Here is a 17,040-nt window from a genome sequence, read left to right as displayed (position 1 = left end):
TTTGCGGCATCAGCCAACCGACCCTATGATCACGCGCGTCACGGCTGGGGAGAGAAACGATGAAACTGGGTCAGGCGGTTGCGGAAATCATGAAGCGCGAGGGGATCGAGATCCTCTGCGGCTACCCCGTCAATCATCTCATCGAATTCGCCGCCGCGGTCGATATCCGCCCGGTGATGGTGCGCCAGGAACGGATTGGTCTCCACATGGCGGATGCGATCTCGCGCGTCACCTCGGGGCGGACGATCGGCGCGTTCTGCATGCAGCACGGGCCGGGCAGCGAAAACGCCTATGGCGGCGTCGCGCAGGCCTATAGCGAATCGGTGCCGCTGCTCGTCATCCCGCAAGGCTATCCGCGCCGCATCGCCGGCATCGATCCTAATTACAGTTCGACGCGCGAGATGCGCGGCATCGCCAAATCGGCGGAATGGGTCGCGGTGCCAGCGGAGTTGCCCAACATCATGCGGCGCGCCTTCTCGCGTCTGCGCAATGGCCGCGGCGGCCCGGTGATCGTCGAAGTGCCGACCGACATCTGGAACGAAGAGATCGGCGATTTCGACTACAGCCCGGCGATCCGCGCCCGCACCGCGCCCGATCCCGCCGATGTCCGCCGCGCCGCCGAACTCATCCTCGCGGCGCGGCGGCCGGTGATCTATGCCGGCACCGGCATCCACTGGGCCGAGGCTTGGCCGCAGCTTCGCCGCTTCGCCGAACTGCTCGCCGCCCCCGTCACCACCAGCATCGGCGGGAAAAGCGCGTTTCCCGAGAACCACCCGCTGGCACTCGGCTCCGGCGGCAATGCTATTCCGAAGCCGGTGCATCATTTCATCGCCGAGTCCGATCTCATCATCGGCATCGGCTGTTCGTTTACTGAAACCAATTTCGGCATTCGCTTTCCGAAGGGCAAGCGCTTCATTCAGGCAACCCTCGATCCCGATCATCTCGCGAAAGACGTGCCGATCGTCGCCGCCCTGCTCGGCGATGCCGCGCTCACATTGGAAGCATTGATCGGCGAGCTGTCGCAAACCCTCAAATCCCCGCGGGACAGCAGCGAAATCGCCGCCGAGATCGCAAGCGTGCGTGAAGGCTGGATGGCGGAATGGCAGCCGAGGCTGAGTTCGAACGAAACGCCGCTCAGCCCCTATCGGGTGATCGGCGAATTGATGCGCGCCGTCGATCCGAACCAGACCATCATCACCCATGACGCCGGCAGCCCGCGCGATCAGATCTCGCCGTTCTGGGTCTCGACCGCGCCGCTTTCTTATCTCGGCTGGGGCAAGACGACGCAGCTCGGCATGGGGCTTGGCCTCGCGATGGGCGCCAAGCTCGCGAAACCGGAGAAGCTTTGCATCAATGTCTGGGGTGATGCCGCGATCGGTTTCACGGGGATGGATTTCGAAACCGCGGTGCGCGAGCGGATTCCCATTCTCTCGATCCTTTTCAACAATTTTTCGATGGCGATCGAGCTCAAGGTGATGCCGATCTCGACCGAGAAATACCGTGCGACCGACATTTCCGGCGATTACGCGGCGATGGCGCGGGCGTTCGGCGGCTATGGCGAACGGATCATCGAGCCCGGCGACATCGCGTCGGCGATCCGGCGCGGGATTGAGGCGACAAAAGCCGGAACGCCGGCTTTGCTCGAATTCATCACTGGAAAAGAGACACGTATTTCGAAGTTCTGAGGTCTCGGGCGCAAGGTGCCCGACAGGAAAGGGGGGTCAGCGGATGGCCAAATTCAAGATCGCAACCCATGCCGGCGCGAGTTTCACCGTCGCCGGCGGGTATGACTATGAGAGGGAGCCGCTCGCCGGCTTGGATGTCGAGATCATCGAAACGCCGGCCAACGAGAAGGATTTTCTCGAAGTCGCGCGCGACGCCGATGCCATTTATGCCAAGGGGATGAAGATCACCAAGGAGATGATCGATGCCTTACAGAAATGCCGAGCGATCGTGCTCGGCAGCGTCGGCGTCGATAGCGTCGATGTCGCGGCGGCGACGGCGCGCGGCATCCCGGTGACCAACTGCCCCGACACGTTCATCGAGGAAGTCGCCGATCATGCAATGGCACTTTTACTCGCGGGGTTTCGCCGCGTCGTCGAGCAGGATCGCATGGTGCGCGAAGGACGCTGGCGGGAGGGGCGGCCGGCGCTGCTGCAAATTCCGCGCCTGATGGGCCAGACCCTCGGCTTCATCGCGTTCGGCCATGTCGCCCGCGCGATGGCGCGCCGCGCCAAACCCTTCGGTCTGCGCATGATCGCTTATGATCCGTTCATCGAGGAACTGGTCATGCCGGACTATGATGTCGTGCCGGCGACCCTCGAAGAGGTTTTGCAGCAATCCGATTTCGTCTCGCTGCACGCGCCGGCAACGCCCGAGGCCGAGGGGATGCTCGGGGAAGAGCATTTCCGGCAGATGAAAAAGACCGCGATCTTCATCAATACCGGCCGCGGCGCGACGGTGCGCGAGGAGGGCCTGATCAAAGCGCTGCAGGAGGGCTGGATCGCGCATGCCGCGCTCGATGTTTTGGCGACGGAACCGCCAGGCAACAACAATCCGCTGCTCGCGATGCCGAATGTAACCTTGAGCGCTCATGTCGCGTCCGCCTCGGCGCGGTTCGATCCGGCGCGCAAGCGCCATGTCGGGCGCGAACTGGCGCTCGTGCTCTCCGGCCGCTGGCCGATGAGCTGCGTCAACCCGGCGGTGCTGATGCGCTCGGAGCTGCGGCGCTGGCAGCCGGTCTCGATGACGCGCGGGCCGAATAGCTGAGAACGGCGCGCGCCCAGGTCAGTAATGCTGGACCAGCGCGTTGGTCAACGCGAGATGGGTGTTGTCGGTGAGTAACAGATTCAATTGCAGTATACCCGACGGGGTCGGCAAAGCCCAGGCCTTTGCAATCGGCAGCCCGTTGCCATAGCCCTCCGGCTCGATGACGTCGCCGAGGATTTGCAGGTTGTTGAGAATGTCGGTGCCGCCGGGATGGCTGCTCAGCAGATAGAAAGTGGTGTTGCCGAGACCGAGATTGGCAGTGGTCTCACCGCTCCCGAGCGTGACGGTGCTGGTGCTGTTGCCCGGGTTGAGGACAGCATTGCCGGTGCCGGCGACGAAGGTTTCGTGGCCGGTGCCACCGGTGAGAGTGAGGTTGCCGGACCCGCCTGTGACGTTGAGCGCGCCAGCGCCGCCGGTGATGCTCGCCGAGCCGGTTCCCCCGATGAAGGTGATCTCGCCAGCCCCGCCCGTGAGGGTGACATTGCCGGCGCCGCCCATCACTGTCACCGCGCCAGTGGCGTTGATCGTGTCATTGCCGGCACCGAGCTGGATCACATCGCTGCCGTTGCTGTTCAAAACATCGTTACCAGAGAGGGTGATGGTGTTCGTGGTGCCGGCATCGGTGGTGATCAGACTCGCGCCCGCGACGGTGATGGTATTGGCGCCGGTTGCGGCAAAAATCGTGTCCGCGCCGAGACTATCGAGGTTCGCCCCGGCGCCGGCGAGCGTGACCATGTTGCTGCTGCCCGCCCCGGTGGTGATGGTGGCGGCGCCGGCGACGAAGATTACGTTGCTCCCGGTGGTCGCCGATATGGTATCGGCACCAAAACTATCGAGTGTCTCGCCGCCACCGGCGAGCGACACGCTGTTTGCGGAGCCAGCCGCGGTGATGATCTGATCCCCCGCGGCCCCGGTGACCGAAAGCCCTCCGGCGCCACCGAGAATGGTATTGTCACCCGCCTGATCAAGGAGCGTGAGCGCCGCCGTGCCGCCAGTGATGAGATTGCCTGATGTGGTCAGCGTTTCCGTCCCTGAGGCGCCAACCGCGGTGACGGCAGACGGGCTTTGCACCGTCGCGCTGAGCGCAGGCAAAGCCGGTTCGCTGGCCAGCACGCTATTGTCGGCGATCGTCGCCGGGCCCGAGGCGATTTGCGCTGACGTCAGACCGTAAATGGCATTGCCCTGAATTTCCGCTTCATTCGTCGTGTCGTTCATCACCGCGAGCGACGATGGTGAGGCGAGATCATTGAGCAAGATGTTGCCGCTCACGGTGAGGGTGGAGTTGGGATAGATCCCACCTTCCTCGCCATCGGAAATCATCGTCGGATTTTCGGAATTCGGCCCTTTCTCGATCAGATTGCCGACGATGGTGGCGTTGCCGCCATTTGGGAGATCGATCGCATAGCTCGCGGTGCCGCTCGGCCCGTCGGCGATGGTGCTGTTGGTGATGATGGTGTTGAGCGCGCGGCTCTTGATCTCGTGACCGACCTGGGCGTCGGTAAAGGTGCTGCTATTGATGAGCAGAGTTCCGACCTCGTTAACGTAGAGATTATGCGTATAGCCGGTGCCCGAGCCGTTATCGGAGAAATAGGAATCGTTGATGATGATGCTGCCGGTGGGGTCAGGGTTGGCGAGCAGCCCGTCTTGATTGCCATAGAAGGCATCGTTGTTGAGCACGAGATTGCCGCTCTCATAGCGGATGCCAGCCCCATTGCCGCCCAACGAAGCCGGCACCGAAGCGCCGGTGAAGGCGAGATTATCGACTGTGATATTGCCGGTGAGATCGAGAATTCCCTTGTCGTTGGGCGGGGTTTCGGTTGCGACAAAGGTCGCGGTGCCGCCGACGCCCTGGATCGTCACGTTGCCGCTGATGGTCGCGAAATCATTGGTGTAGGTACCGGCCTGGATATCGATGGTGTCGCCGCTCTGGACCACGGCGGCGGCCTGGGCGAGGGTTGCGTATTCCTGCCCCGGCCCGACGGTGAGCACCGAGGGTTGCGCAAGGGTATCTGACGCTGTCAGATCGGCTTCGAGAAAGAAAGACGGGCTCAGCGCCGAAGGCGCGATGCCGCTCAGCGTGACGCTGTGATCGGCGCTGATTTGCAACACCGTATCGCCGGCCGAATCAATCGTCGCGGTGCTGATGATGGCGGCGATCTGGGTGTTGCTGAGCGCCTGGCCGGTGCCGGAGACGAGATCGATGACGTCGGTGCCAGGCTGAAACCCGGCAATGGTATCTTGGGCGGCGAGCGCGGTGTTGAGCACGAAGGTTGTTGCGACCGGCACCGAGGCCGGCGGCGTCGCGCCGTCATAGAACGATGCTGGAACGATGGTGCCGGCTTGGAGGTAATTGTCGCCGGCGCCGCCGATGATGGTGTCGTTGCCCGGGCCGGCGAAAATGTAATTTCCCTGATCGCCGCCGGCAAGCACGTCATTCCCCGTGCCGAAATTGGCGAGGATGTTGATGCCACCGTTGCCGCCTTGCAATGTGACGTTGGCGTTGCCCTCCTCGACGATGAGCTGATCCGCCGTCCCAGCGCCCTGATCGATTCCCGGCGCGGTGCTGTCGAAGGTGAAGAGATTGCCGAGCGTAAGCAATTTGCCGTCGGGTAGCCGCGGCACGATATCGAATTGCGGCTGTGCTTGGATCGCTGCCGCGCTGGTATAGGGAGCGCCACTGCCGGCAAGCCAGGCATAAGCCTGCATCGCTTCCGGCGAGCCGGTGACCGAGATGACGCCGGCCAGCGCCTGCAGCCGATCGGCGCCGTAGTCACCGTTGCTCATCGACCAGCCGCTGCCGTTGGAAGGGCCGTAGATTTGCGTGTTGGCCTCGATCGCGCTCCAGGTTTGCAAGGGCTGCGCATAGGCCCAGGCATTGGTCGTCGAATCCCAATAAATCTGGCCATTCCAGGAGACGCTATTGGGGAAGGCGGCGGTGACATAATTGATCGCATCATGGCCGAGATTGAGGACGCTGCCGGCGATGTAATTGGTTGCCCAGTTGAGAAAGGTCACGGCGTCCTGATTACCCATCTCTGCCGCCTGCACGGCGGTGCTGATGAAATAATCCTGCTGCCAGGGGGCGAAAGCGTAGCCATATTCGAAGGGATCGATGATATAGCCGTGCGCCTGGCCTTCGAGCGTCGTCCAGGTCGGGATCTGGCTTACGAGCCAGCGCCAATTATCGTTCATCACCTGGGTGAAATAGGCTTTTTCCGCCGAGCCAGTGGGGTTGGCGTAAGCCGCCTCGTCAATTTCGCGCAGGGTCCAGGCGGCGCCGCGCACCTGGTTGCCGAAAATCACATTGTCATTGCCGGTGCTGTTCAGCGCGCCATCGCGCGCCCCCGGCCAGAGCGAGGTGATCCCGAACGCCGCCTGTGCGTTGAGCGCATCGAGATAGGATTGATCGCCGGTGAGAAGATAGGCGTCATAGAAAAGATCCGGCTGATGCGCGGTATCGGGTGTCCAGCCGTTATTGGTCGCACTCGCCGACTGGGTCGGAAGGGTTGAGCTGTCATCCCAGCCATCGGTGCGGATGTTCGGATATTGGTTGGTATTGAGCCAGGCGCCTGCTTGCGGGTTATAGAAATTCCACGGAATTCCGGCGCCGACATCGGCCTGGCCGAGCGCGTATTGCGCGGCCGAGGCATTCTGGGTCATCAGCCAGAGCGAATTCGCCTGCGTGGTCGGGCCGATATCGGGGCGCCCGCCCGTCATCGGCATGTATTGCGCGATGCCGTCGGTCGAAAGTGGCGCGTTCCAGCCCGGCTGCGCGACGCTGCTCGCCTCGCTCGCGACATAGGAGGCCGGCACGCCATCGGTGAGATCGTAATTGGCGATTGCGCCGGTCTGCTCGAGATAGGCCATGTCGTGCTGGACATTGACCGCGGGCGCGCTGGTCCCAGTATAGACGACCTGATTCCAATCCTCATATTGATATTGGGTCAGGTTGCTCACCTGATAGGCGGTTTGTCCGCCCTGGGTGATGCTGGCATTATAGGTGAGCGTTCCGCCGCTCGCCTGCATCGCGAGGTCATTGTCGAACTGGACATTGGTGCGGAACGTGCCATTGGCATAGGCAGTGACGTTGAAGACCATCCGGAGCGAACTGGTGACATCGGTCTGGAACTGGACCTCGGTCGCGTCCGGGCCTTGTTTCAGGATGGTGGCGCTGCCGCTGGCCACGGCCTGGGCATAGAGATTGGCGACATTGAGCGTATACGTGCTGCCACCTTGAACGGCGATGGTGACGCCGAGATCATAGCCGGTGGTGGCGATTTCCTGGCCAATTTCGACCGGCGCCGCTTGTGTTGTGCCCGTCGGCGCCAACGCCAGCATCACCCCGACGGTCGCATTGGCGGCGATGGCGGGCTGCAACATGGTGATCGTCGCGGTCTCGGCGGAACCGTCCGGATAGGTGGTTTTGACATCCATTTGCACCGGAATGTCGGTGCCGTTGACGATCGCGACCAACTGGCTCCCCGCCGGGACGGCGCCAGCCTTGAACACTTCCCCGAAGCTGATGTACTGCGCCGACAATGCGTCGGCGGTGGGGTTTTGCAGATTGAGCCCAACGATCTCCCCCGGATCGATCGGCTGCGGTACCACAGGCGCGATGAAGGAATTGCTCTGAAGCTGAGCGGATGTGCCCGACATGAGATGTTGCCTATCGCTGTTGAGAGGGTCGCGATGCCAAGCCCGGATGGTGAGCGACTTTGTTTTTCGACGAAGATCTAAATAAGAGATGAGTACTAAAAATTGGTTATCGCATTCCAAAATTCCCGTTTGGGTTGATAAACGCGCCCCCCGAGGCAGCGGGCGGCGCTTGGTCTTGTTCCACCTGTTTTCGCGGGCATTATTGGATTAGGATGGCTTCGTAAGCGACTGTCCGACGTCGGGTGGGGCGGGATCGCCGCGCGAAAAGGAGCATCGATGCCAACACGCCACATTGCCCTCCTCGCTCCGGTCGCGCTGGCTGCTAGTCTTGCGACAGCGAATGCGCAAGGGATGCTGCGCGCGCCGACGCCGCCGGCGGCCAAGGCGGCGAACGATGTCGTGGGGTTGATCATCGAGAATCTCGCCGCGAAGCCCCTGCCGGCGAGCCCGATCACCTTCGGCCAGGCTTTTCTGCCTGGGCGCGTGCCGGCCAAAGCAGGGTTGATCGCGCGGATCGATGGCAAGGATGTCCCGGTGCAGGTGGACGCCAAGACCACCTATCCCGACGGTTCGCTCCGCATGGCGGTCTTAAGCCTGATCGCGCCTCCCATGGCAGCCCACGCCAAAGCCCCCGTCATGCTGGCGACGGCGGCGACGGCGGCGGGCGGCGCGGTCGATCTCGCGCGGCTTGCCGACGACAAGGGCTTCGGCCTCACGGTCGATCTCACCTTTCATCAGGAAGACGGCAGCGCGGCGCCGTTCCATCTCGACGCCGGCCCCTTGCTCGCCAAGGCGTTGGCGGGAGAAAAACCCGATTATTGGCTGCGCGGGCCGATCGCGAGCGAAATCCGCTTTGATGCGCCGGTCACCGGCTCGTTCCATATCGTTTTCGACGTGCGCGCCTATGCCGATGGCACGACGCATACTGATCTGCAATTCGCCAATGATTACGCCATGCAAAAAGCCGGCGGCGCGGTGAAATATGACGTCCTGGTCAAGGAAGACGGCAAAATTGTTCTGCAGTATCGCAATCTCGTGCAATTTCAGTATGAGAACTGGCATCGCACGCTCTGGAGCGGCACGGTGCCGCCGGTCAATCTCGCTCGCGATGTCGATTATCTCGAACGCATCGGCGTGATCGCCGATTACGACCTCGCGGCCGGCGCGCCGGCAGCGATGGTTGCGGAAGAGGCAAAGCAGATGGGCCAGCCGGGTTTTGGTGCGCCGCTCGCGACCAACGGCGTCACGCAATATATGCCGATGACCGGGGCGCGGCCCGATATCGGCCCGACCACGCGGGCGAACGCGATCTGGCTTTTGACGCAGGATCCGATGGCCGCCGCCTATGCTCTCTGGCAGGGCGAGGCGGCGGCCGGCATTCCGTGGCATTTCTGGAACAGGGAGGCCGGAACCTGGCTCAATACCGACCAGAACCCACAAATATGGACCGACCCGCGCGGCGGCGCGAATGGTCTGACCCAACAGGTAGACGGCAAAAACAACGGCTGGGCGCCCGACACCGCGCATCAGCCCGATCTCTCTTTCGTCCCTTATCTTTTCACCGGTAGCCGTTTTAACCTCGACGAACTGAATGCCCAGGCGGCGTTTTCCATTGTCTCCACCTGGCCCGCGATGCGGAGTGGCGCGCCCGACAGCACGGGCCCCGATAACGTCATCTTCGGCAACCAGATGCGCGGCGGTGCGTGGAGCTTGCGTGAAATCGACGAGGCGGCCTGGGCCAATCCCGATGGTAGCGTCGAGCAAAAATATTTTTCCAAGGTCGCAGATGATAACTGGCATTGGCTCGCCGGGCAGATCCCGACATTGACCAAGATGGAAGGCGAGGCGCACGGCTATGTCATCGCGACATTCCAATATGGCTATGCGCTTGCGCCGTGGCAGCAGGATTATTTTTCGTCGTCCGCGGCGCAAGCGGCGAAATTGGGCAATTCGGACGCGCGCGCCTTCCTTGCCTGGTCGACGAATTTTCTCGCCGGTAGCGTGTTCAAGCTCGGCCATGACAGCGTCAACTACGTCATCGCGGTATTTCCGCGGAGCGTCGGCGACAATGGCCAGATCACCTGGGATCGCGCGAAGAACGGCTGGTCTTACGCACAGCCTTTGAAAACCTGGGCGGAAATCGCGGAAAACACCAAACGCTACGGCCCCTCGAACGGCAGCGGCTGGGGGCGGAGCGATGGCGATTATGGGCAGCTCGCGATGCTGGCGCTGGCCGGTATACAAAGCGTCGCGCCCTCGGAGGCGGCGGGAAAAGCCTATGAGTGGCTACAAAAAAGCGGCGCGCCTTATACCGACGCAAATCCCCTCCGGCACACGCCGGAATTCGACATCATCCCGCGCGCGCCACATAGCTGAAGGATGATCTCGACCTGTGCCGCGAAGTATATCTATGGCACGGCAAAACTAAGCGGGGGCCGTTTGCGTCGGTTCGCGCAGCGTGCCGGCTTGGTCGGCGCGCGCGGAAAGCGTGATTTTGCGGTCATGAAAGGCGGCAACGCCTGGGTTATGCGCGATCGAGATCACCGTCGTTCCCGGCAATTCCCGCTTAAGCAGCTGATAGAGTTCCGCTTCCGCCTCAGGGTCGAGATTGCTCGTCGCCTCATCGAGGAATAGCCAATCCGGGCGGATCAGCAAAGCGCGCGCGATGGCAAGGCGCTGCTGTTCGCCGCCCGAGAGCAAGAGCGACCAATCATGCTCCTCGCCAAGCCGCTCGACGAGCGCGCCGAGCCCGGCCTTTCGCAACGCCTCGGCGATCATCTCGTCGCTCATACTATCGGCGGCGGCGGGGTAGGTTACGATATGGCGGAGCGAGCCGAGCGGCAGATAGGGCCGTTGCGGCAGAAAGAGATAGCTTCCTTGAGGGCGCACGATCTTGCCCTCGCCGAACGGCCAGATGCCGGCGATGGCGCGAAACAGGGTCGATTTGCCAAGCCCGGACCGCCCGCTGATCACCACCGACTCGCCACGCAGAAAGCGATACGCGTCTTCTTCGATCAGACTCTTGCCGTTGGGCAGCGTGATGTGAAGATGGTGAAGATCGAGACTGTCGCCGGCGCTTTCGGTGACAGCGATGCCGCTGCCGGCCTGGGCGCGGGCAGCCTCGATGCTGCGCTGGAAGCTCGCGAGACGTTCGACCGTCGCACTCCACGCCGCGAGCGAGGCGTAGGAGCCGACGAACCACGACATCGCGCCCTGCACCTGGCCGAAGGCGCTCGCCGTTCGCGTCAAGCCGCCGAGCGGGATCTGGCCACCAAAATAGCGCGGGGCGGCGACGATGATCGGGAACACGACGGCGATCTGCTGGTAGCCCGAGGTCAGCGCGTTCAAAAGCTTGGTCCGCTGCATGATCGCCCACCAATTCATGACCACCGCCGAGAAGCGGGTCAGGAGGGCGGCATGCTCATCCTCCTCGCCGCCATAGAGGGCGATGCCCTCGACGTTTTCGCGCAAGCGGACGAGAGAGAAGCGGAAATCGGCCTCGAAGCGCTGCTGGCGGAAGCTCAAGGTCGCGAGCGGGCGGCCGACGAGATGGGTGAGCCAGGTGCCGATAATGGCGTAGATCAGCGCGACCCACACCATGTAGCCGCCGATGGTGACGCCCAGCAGATGGACCGAGCCGGACAGACTCCAGAGAATCCCGACGAAGCTGATCAGCGAGACGATGTTCGAGAGGAGATCGAGCCCGAGCGAGAGCGTATCGCCGACGAAGCTCCGCAAATCCTCGGCGATGCGCTGGTCGGGGTTGTCGGTACCGAGGCCGGCGGCGCTGGTGGTGAGGCTGATGCGGTAATAAGCGCGGTCGGAGAGCCATTGATCGATGAACCCGCGGGTCAGCCAGCGCCGCCAGCGGATTTGCAGCCATTGATTGAGATAGGTGCGATAGACCGCGACGATGATGTAGATCGCCGCGACCGCCGAAAACCCGGGCATGAAGCTGCCGTCGCTGCCGCGGTGATAGAGGAACAGAAGATCGACGAAAGCCCGCCAATCCTTGTTCTGCAGCGAATCATAAAACGCCCCGTTCCAGAAATTCAAAACCACGTCCATCCCGACCAACGAGAGATTGAGCAGGATGATGACGCCGAGCAAAAGACGCGCCGACCATTTTTCCTCGGAGTGGAAATAGGGCCGGGCGATGAGCCAGACATCCTTGAGAAACGGGCCGAGCTTGATCATAAAAAATCATTGTCCTTCGGGTCGGTTCTGCGCCGGTGGCAGACGTTGGTCGAGGGCGGCGAGCCATGTGCGCAGGCGTTTCTGGTTCACACCAAAATCGGAATAGCCGTAGAGACTGTGACTATAAAGAACGAGGCTGCTTCCCGTTTCACCGCGCGATGAAATTCGTGCAACGATCAGGTCGGGAAAATTGGCGATGGCGCTCCGTGCCACGAATTGCAGATCAAGGCCATCCGCGCTCGCGCTGAGTTGATAGGTGCGCGGCGCGGCGAGCGCGACCGCCCGAAGATCCGCAGCAAGCGCCGCCGCCGGCACCGGATAGGGGGCGAGGGTGATATCCGGTTTGGGGGTGAAGCCGGCGGGGGCGGCAAGCGCCGAATTGGGGCTTGCCGGGCGTTCGAAATGGCTCAGGAAATCAGGCGGCGCCGGTGCGATGCCGGCGGCACCACTCTGGCCGCAGGCGGGGAATAGCAGGCTGAGCAAAGTTGCGATCAGGGTCAAAGAAAGAATCCCCTCAGGGCCAAGCCCCGGCAGGCTGGCGCAAGCCTGACAGGCTGGCAAGAGCGGCCCGGCGCGCTAAAACCAGGCGCCGCCCATGAGCAAGGAAAAATCCATGGATTTCATGCCAAGCCCCGCCCAGGACGCGATACGCGCCGCGATTTCCCAGCTTTGCGCCGACTTTGACGACGAGTATTGGCTCGCGCAGGACCGCGCTGGCACTTTTCCCGCCGATTTCCATCGCGCCATGGCGGAGGCGGGATTTCTTGGCATCGCCATGCCCGAGGCCGTCGGCGGCGCCGGGCTCGGCATCACCGAAGCGGCGCTGATGATGGAGCGGATCGCCGCGTCCGGCGCCGGCATGAGCGGGGCCTCGGCGGTTCATATCAATATCTTTGGCCTCCATCCGGTGGTGGTGTTCGGCAGCGCCGAACAGCGCGCGCGGATGCTGCCGCCGCTGATCGCCGGCCGGGAAAAAGCCTGTTTTGCGGTCACCGAACCCGATACCGGGCTCAACACTTTGGCGCTCAAGACCCGCGCCGAGCGCCAGGGCGATTCTTACGTCATCCATGGCCAGAAAATTTGGATCTCGACCGCGGGCGTTGCCGATCGCATGCTTTTGCTCGCCCGCACGATGCCGCTCGATCGCGTGCGGCGGAAAACCGAGGGCTTGAGCCTCTTTTATACCAAGCTCGACCGCCGCTTCGTCGAGGTGCGCCGGATCGAGAAAATGGGCCGGCACGCGGTCGATTCGAACATGCTGTTCATCGACGGCCTGGTGATCCCGGAGGCCGATCGCATTGGCGCCGAAGGGGAGGGGTTCCGCGCCATTCTGCATGGCATGAACCCAGAGCGCATCCTGATCGCCGCCGAGGCCGTCGGGCTGGGCCGCGCGGCGCTCCGCCGCGCCAGCGCCTATGCCAATGAACGCGTCGTGTTCGGGCGCAAGATCGGCCAGAATCAAGGCATCCAGCACCCGCTCGCGCAGCGGTGGGCGGAGCTTGAGGCGGCGTTCCTGATGGTGCTCAAGGCGGCAACCCTCTATGACCGCGGCGAGGAATGTGGCGCCGAGGCCAACGCCGCGAAATATCTCGCCGGCGAGGCCGGGTTTCATGCCTGTGAGACCGCCGTGATGACCCATGGCGGCATGGGCTATGCGCAGGAATATCATGTTGAACGTTATCTGCGCGAAAGCCTGATCCCGCGTCTCGCGCCGGTTAGCCCACAGCTTGCGCTTTCCTTCATTGCTGAAAAAATGCTCGGGTTGCCGAAATCCTATTGATGGGAGAACATCGTCTTGCCGGGCGTTGGCATTTCGGCGCGCAGAATGGTTGCGCTCGCGCTTTCGGTGATGAAGAGAGAGCGATTGTCCGGCCCGCCGAAGGCAAGATTGGTGGTGAACGCCCCTTCGGGTGCGCGGATGCGCCCGACGGGCTCGCCTCTCGCGTCAAACACCCAGACCGAGCCCATGCCGACATGGGCGACGAGCAGCCGTCCCTCGGCGTCGAGCGCGAGCCCGTCCGGCCCGCCGCCGCCCGAGAGCTGGATGAAGGTGCCGACCTTGACGACCCCGCCATCGCGCGCGAGCGGCACCCGCCAGACCGCGTTGGCGCGCGTCACTGCAAGATAAAGCGCGCTCTCATCGGCGTTCATCACCAGGCCGTTGGGGCTGGGGATATTGTCGAGCAAGCAGTCAATCCGCCCGTCGGCGCGCACCCGAAGGAGCCGCCCCGAGGGGTCATGGAGATCGGTCAGCCCCTGATCGGTGAAATAGAGATCGCCGTTGGCGGCAAAAAAGAGGTCATTCACGCCCTTGAAGCGCTCGACGCCGACCCGCTCCAGCCACGGTCTCACCGCGCCGCTTGCGGGATCGAGCACCATCAGCCCGTGCTTGTGATCGGCGATGAAAACCCGCCCATCGCGATGAATTTTGAGCCCGTTCGGCCAGCCGTCATAGCGCGCGACGACGGAGAATTCCCCGCCCGGCGAGAGCTTCAGGATGCGCCCGTTGAGGAGATCGACGCACCAGAGATCGCCGTTGCGATCAAATGACGGCCCCTCGAGGAGCGAGCGCTCCGGCCCGCCGGCGGGCTGTGCTGCCACCCATTCATGGCTCGCATCGGCGTTGCGGAGGGAGTCCGGGAGACGGGCGAAGACGGCACAGGGGATTTCGGGTGGGGGCGCGAACACCGATTGCCTCCTCAGGCGCGGGGGTGCGCGGACGCGGGCGGAATCCGCTCCAGCCGCCGGTCATGGCCGAGGATGAGGACGACGACCCCTGACACCACCACCGGGAGCGCGATGGCGACGAGTGCGATCATGTCGTTGCCGGTCGCGTCCTTGACTAGGCCGTAGATATAGGGGCCGGCGAAGCCGCCGAGATTGCCGACCGAGTTGATCAGCGCGATCCCCCCCGCCGCGGCGACGCCGGTCAACATCGCGGTCGGCAGGGACCAGAAGGTGGGCGAAATGCTCGCCTGGCCCATCTGCGCGAAAATCAGCGCGAGCATCAAGAGAACCGGCGAGTTGTGGATGAAAATGCAAACCGAAAGCCCGATCGCGGCAACGAAGCAGGCAATGGCGACGTGCCAGCTCCGCTCGCCGGTATGGTCCGAATGCCAGCCCCAGGCGAGCATCGCGAAGGCGGCGAACACGAAGGGAATGGCGCCGATCACCCCGGTCATGCCGTAGCTCACGCCGAACGCCTTGATGATCTGCGGCAGAAATATCAGAAACCCGTAATTGGAGAGATTCTGGCCGAAATAAACCAGCGTCAGCCACCAAACGCGCGGGTTGCGCAGCGCCTCGCCGAGTTCGAAGCGCCGAATGTCCTCGCGTTGGCTCTGCTCCTCGGCCAAGCGCTTGGCAAGCCAAGCGCGCTGATCGGGGCGGAGCCATTTGGCCTCCTCCGGCCGGTCGGTGAGATAGCGGAGCGTGACGAAGGCCATCACGATCGCGGGCAGCGCCTCGACGATGAACAACCATTTCCAGCCCGCGATGCCGAGCCAGCCATCGAGTTCGAGCAACTGCCCGGAGACCAGCGGCCCAATGATGAGCGAAATCACGCTTGCCAGCATGAAAAACGCCATCATGCGGGTGCGGTAATAGGAGGGAAACCACCAGGTGAGAAAGAGAACGACGCCTGGATAATATCCCGCCTCGGCAAGCCCGAGCAAAAAGCGGATGCCGTAGAAACTCCAATCGTTCCAGACCAACGCGGTGAGGCCGGAGATCACACCCCAGGTCAGCAGAATGCGTGCGATCCAGCGCCGCGCGCCGACTTTGGCGAGCACCAGATTGCTTGGCAATTCGAATAGGAAATAGCCGAAGAAGAAAATACCGGAGCCGAAGCCGAACACGCTCGAGGAAAAGCCGAGCGCCTTGTTCATCTGCAAACCGGCATAGCCGACATTGACGCGGTCAAGATAGGCGCAGAAATAGCCGAGCATGAGGAGCGGCATCAGCCGCCAGGCGACGCGGCGGATGGTTTCCCGCTCCAAGGCGTCAGGGGCGGGGGCAGTCGGTAGTGTCGCCGGCGGCATGTCTTCCTCCCATGTTCCTGGGCTAATCCAGGGCTCTCCGCGCCGCCTTGCCGGCGGTCGCGGTGCCTAGGATAGCGAGGATCCGGCGGGGCACAACCCGGACCGCCGGGGCCAGCCCGCCAGGGCGCGCTCGCCTTGACGGCACGGCCCTCTGGCTCATACCTAATGACGCCGCGCAAAAACCTCCACCTGCCGCCGCAACCCGCGTGGCGGCCTTGTCCGCCCTCAACATGGAGACACATCATGGCCTTCGAACTTCCCCCGCTTCCCTATGCCGCCGGTGCGCTCGCCGCGCATGGCATGTGCCAGGAGACGCTGGAGCTGCATCACGGCAAGCACCATCAGGCCTATGTCACCGCGCTGAATGGCTTCGTCGAGAAGAATGACGCGCTCAAGGGCAAGAGCCTGGAAGAGATCGTGACTTTCTCCCACGGGAAGCCCGATCTCGCGCCGGTGTTCAACAATGCCGGCCAGCATTGGAACCACATGCTGTTCTGGCCGGCGATGAGCCCGACCCATGGCGGGCGTATCCCGGGCAAGCTCGAGAAAAAGCTGATCGAAGATTTCGGCGGCGTCGCGCAGTTCAAGGACGCCTTCAAGACCGCCGCGACCGGGCAGTTCGGCTCCGGCTGGGCGTGGCTGGTGCTCGCCTCCGACGGCAAGCTGAAAGTGACCAAGACCCCGAACGGTTCCAACCCGCTCGCGACCGGCGAGGGAAGGGCGTTGCTTGGCTGTGACGTCTGGGAGCACAGCTACTATCTCGATTTCCGCAACCGCCGCCCGGATTACGTGCAGAATTGGCTCGACAAACTCGCCAATTACGAGTTCGCCGAAAGCAAGCTCGCAAACGCGTAAATTAAAGAAAGGCTCTTTTTTCCGAAGAAAAAGAAGCAAATTCCTCGGCGTGGGCAGTGCCTGCGGCACTGCCCAACGGGATAAAGTTTTTTTGGTTCTTTTTTGTAAAAAAGAACGGCTTCTTTTCTGTCAGCCGCCGGCCACTTTGGCCGGCGGTTTCGCATCATTGGCGGCGGTTTGCTGCAAAACCGTGCTGATGGTCTCGCGTAGCACCAGGACGCGGACATTGGGCGCGATCTCCACTTCGACCTCGTTTGAGCCTTCGCGCAGTTTCTGCACCGTCGCGACGATGCCGCCGGCGGTCACCACCCGATCGCCGCGCTTGAGCGCTGCAAGTGCGCGTTTCAGCTCTTTCTGGCGTTGCTGCTGCGGGCGGATGAGGAGGAAGTAGAAGACCCCGAAGATCAGCACGAGGGGGGCGAACTGGGTCGCGTTCGCCATTAGGGCGTTGGCGCTCTGGGCGTAGGCGGGAGAAATCAGGGAGGGGAACATGAAACTATCTTTCCGGGTTGCCGAAGCTCGC

11 protein-coding genes are annotated in these 17,040 nt (G+C 62.9%); 5 read left to right on the top strand and 6 right to left on the bottom strand.

Annotated elements, in window-relative coordinates:
* Nucleotides 1-59 precede the first annotated feature (59 nt).
* Nucleotides 60-1,685 (top strand): thiamine pyrophosphate-requiring protein, encoded by a 1,626-nt coding sequence (locus DEF76_RS11170; RefSeq protein ID WP_114912395.1) that lies wholly within the window; start codon nt 60-62, stop codon nt 1,683-1,685.
* A gap of 43 nt (nt 1,686-1,728) precedes the next feature.
* The gene (locus DEF76_RS11165) at nt 1,729-2,769 is read left to right on the top strand and encodes a C-terminal binding protein (protein WP_114912394.1); all 1,041 of its coding nucleotides are present in this window, start codon (nt 1,729-1,731) and stop codon (nt 2,767-2,769) included.
* Between the two features lie 18 nt (nt 2,770-2,787).
* Here the strand turns inward: DEF76_RS11165 and DEF76_RS11160 are convergent, their stop codons facing one another.
* Nucleotides 2,788-7,425 (bottom strand): beta strand repeat-containing protein, encoded by a 4,638-nt coding sequence (locus tag DEF76_RS11160; protein WP_114912393.1) that lies wholly within the window; start codon nt 7,423-7,425, stop codon nt 2,788-2,790.
* A 276-nt stretch (nt 7,426-7,701) separates the two neighbouring features.
* Here DEF76_RS11160 and DEF76_RS11155 point away from each other — a divergent pair, with 276 nt between their 5' ends.
* The gene (locus tag DEF76_RS11155) at nt 7,702-9,801 is read left to right on the top strand and encodes a hypothetical protein (RefSeq protein ID WP_162800606.1); all 2,100 of its coding nucleotides are present in this window, start codon (nt 7,702-7,704) and stop codon (nt 9,799-9,801) included.
* 48 nt (nt 9,802-9,849) lie between these two features.
* Here DEF76_RS11155 and DEF76_RS11150 read toward each other — a convergent pair whose 3' ends face one another.
* Both DEF76_RS11150 and DEF76_RS11145 read right to left on the bottom strand, forming a co-directional pair.
* On the bottom strand, nt 9,850-11,622 hold the full coding sequence (locus DEF76_RS11150; RefSeq protein ID WP_114912391.1) for an ABC transporter ATP-binding protein/permease: 1,773 nt from the start codon (nt 11,620-11,622) through the stop codon (nt 9,850-9,852).
* Nucleotides 11,623-11,628: 6 nt separating this feature from the next.
* Nucleotides 11,629-12,123, bottom strand: coding sequence for a DUF1499 domain-containing protein (locus DEF76_RS11145; protein WP_240318983.1), 495 nt, complete (start codon nt 12,121-12,123; stop codon nt 11,629-11,631).
* A 112-nt stretch (nt 12,124-12,235) separates the two neighbouring features.
* On the opposite strand from DEF76_RS11145, the gene DEF76_RS11140 reads away from it, so the two are divergent.
* Nucleotides 12,236-13,402, top strand: coding sequence for an acyl-CoA dehydrogenase family protein (locus DEF76_RS11140; protein WP_114912390.1), 1,167 nt, complete (start codon nt 12,236-12,238; stop codon nt 13,400-13,402).
* On the opposite strand, the gene DEF76_RS11135 is transcribed toward DEF76_RS11140, so the two are convergent.
* Nucleotides 13,396-14,310, bottom strand: coding sequence for an SMP-30/gluconolactonase/LRE family protein (locus DEF76_RS11135; RefSeq protein ID WP_114912389.1), 915 nt, complete (start codon nt 14,308-14,310; stop codon nt 13,396-13,398). The genes DEF76_RS11140 and DEF76_RS11135 overlap by 7 nt on opposite strands.
* A gap of 11 nt (nt 14,311-14,321) precedes the next feature.
* Nucleotides 14,322-15,662 (bottom strand): MFS transporter, encoded by a 1,341-nt coding sequence (locus tag DEF76_RS11130; RefSeq protein ID WP_114912388.1) that lies wholly within the window; start codon nt 15,660-15,662, stop codon nt 14,322-14,324.
* Nucleotides 15,663-15,905: 243 nt separating this feature from the next.
* Here DEF76_RS11130 and DEF76_RS11125 point away from each other — a divergent pair, with 243 nt between their 5' ends.
* Nucleotides 15,906-16,517 carry a superoxide dismutase gene (locus tag DEF76_RS11125; protein WP_114912387.1) on the top strand — a complete coding sequence of 204 codons (612 nt, stop codon included), beginning with the start codon at nt 15,906-15,908 and terminating at the stop codon, nt 16,515-16,517.
* A gap of 129 nt (nt 16,518-16,646) precedes the next feature.
* On the opposite strand, the gene yajC is transcribed toward DEF76_RS11125, so the two are convergent.
* A complete protein-coding gene (yajC, locus tag DEF76_RS11120) occupies nt 16,647-17,009 on the bottom strand; it encodes a preprotein translocase subunit YajC (RefSeq protein WP_114912386.1) in 363 nt (120 codons plus the stop codon).
* Between the last annotated feature and the right edge of the window lie 31 nt (nt 17,010-17,040).

The sequence above is a fragment of the Acidibrevibacterium fodinaquatile genome (assembly GCF_003352165.1).
Lineage (GTDB): Bacteria > Pseudomonadota > Alphaproteobacteria > Acetobacterales > Acetobacteraceae > Acidibrevibacterium > Acidibrevibacterium fodinaquatile.
This window is presented reverse-complemented; position numbering and strand designations above follow the sequence as displayed.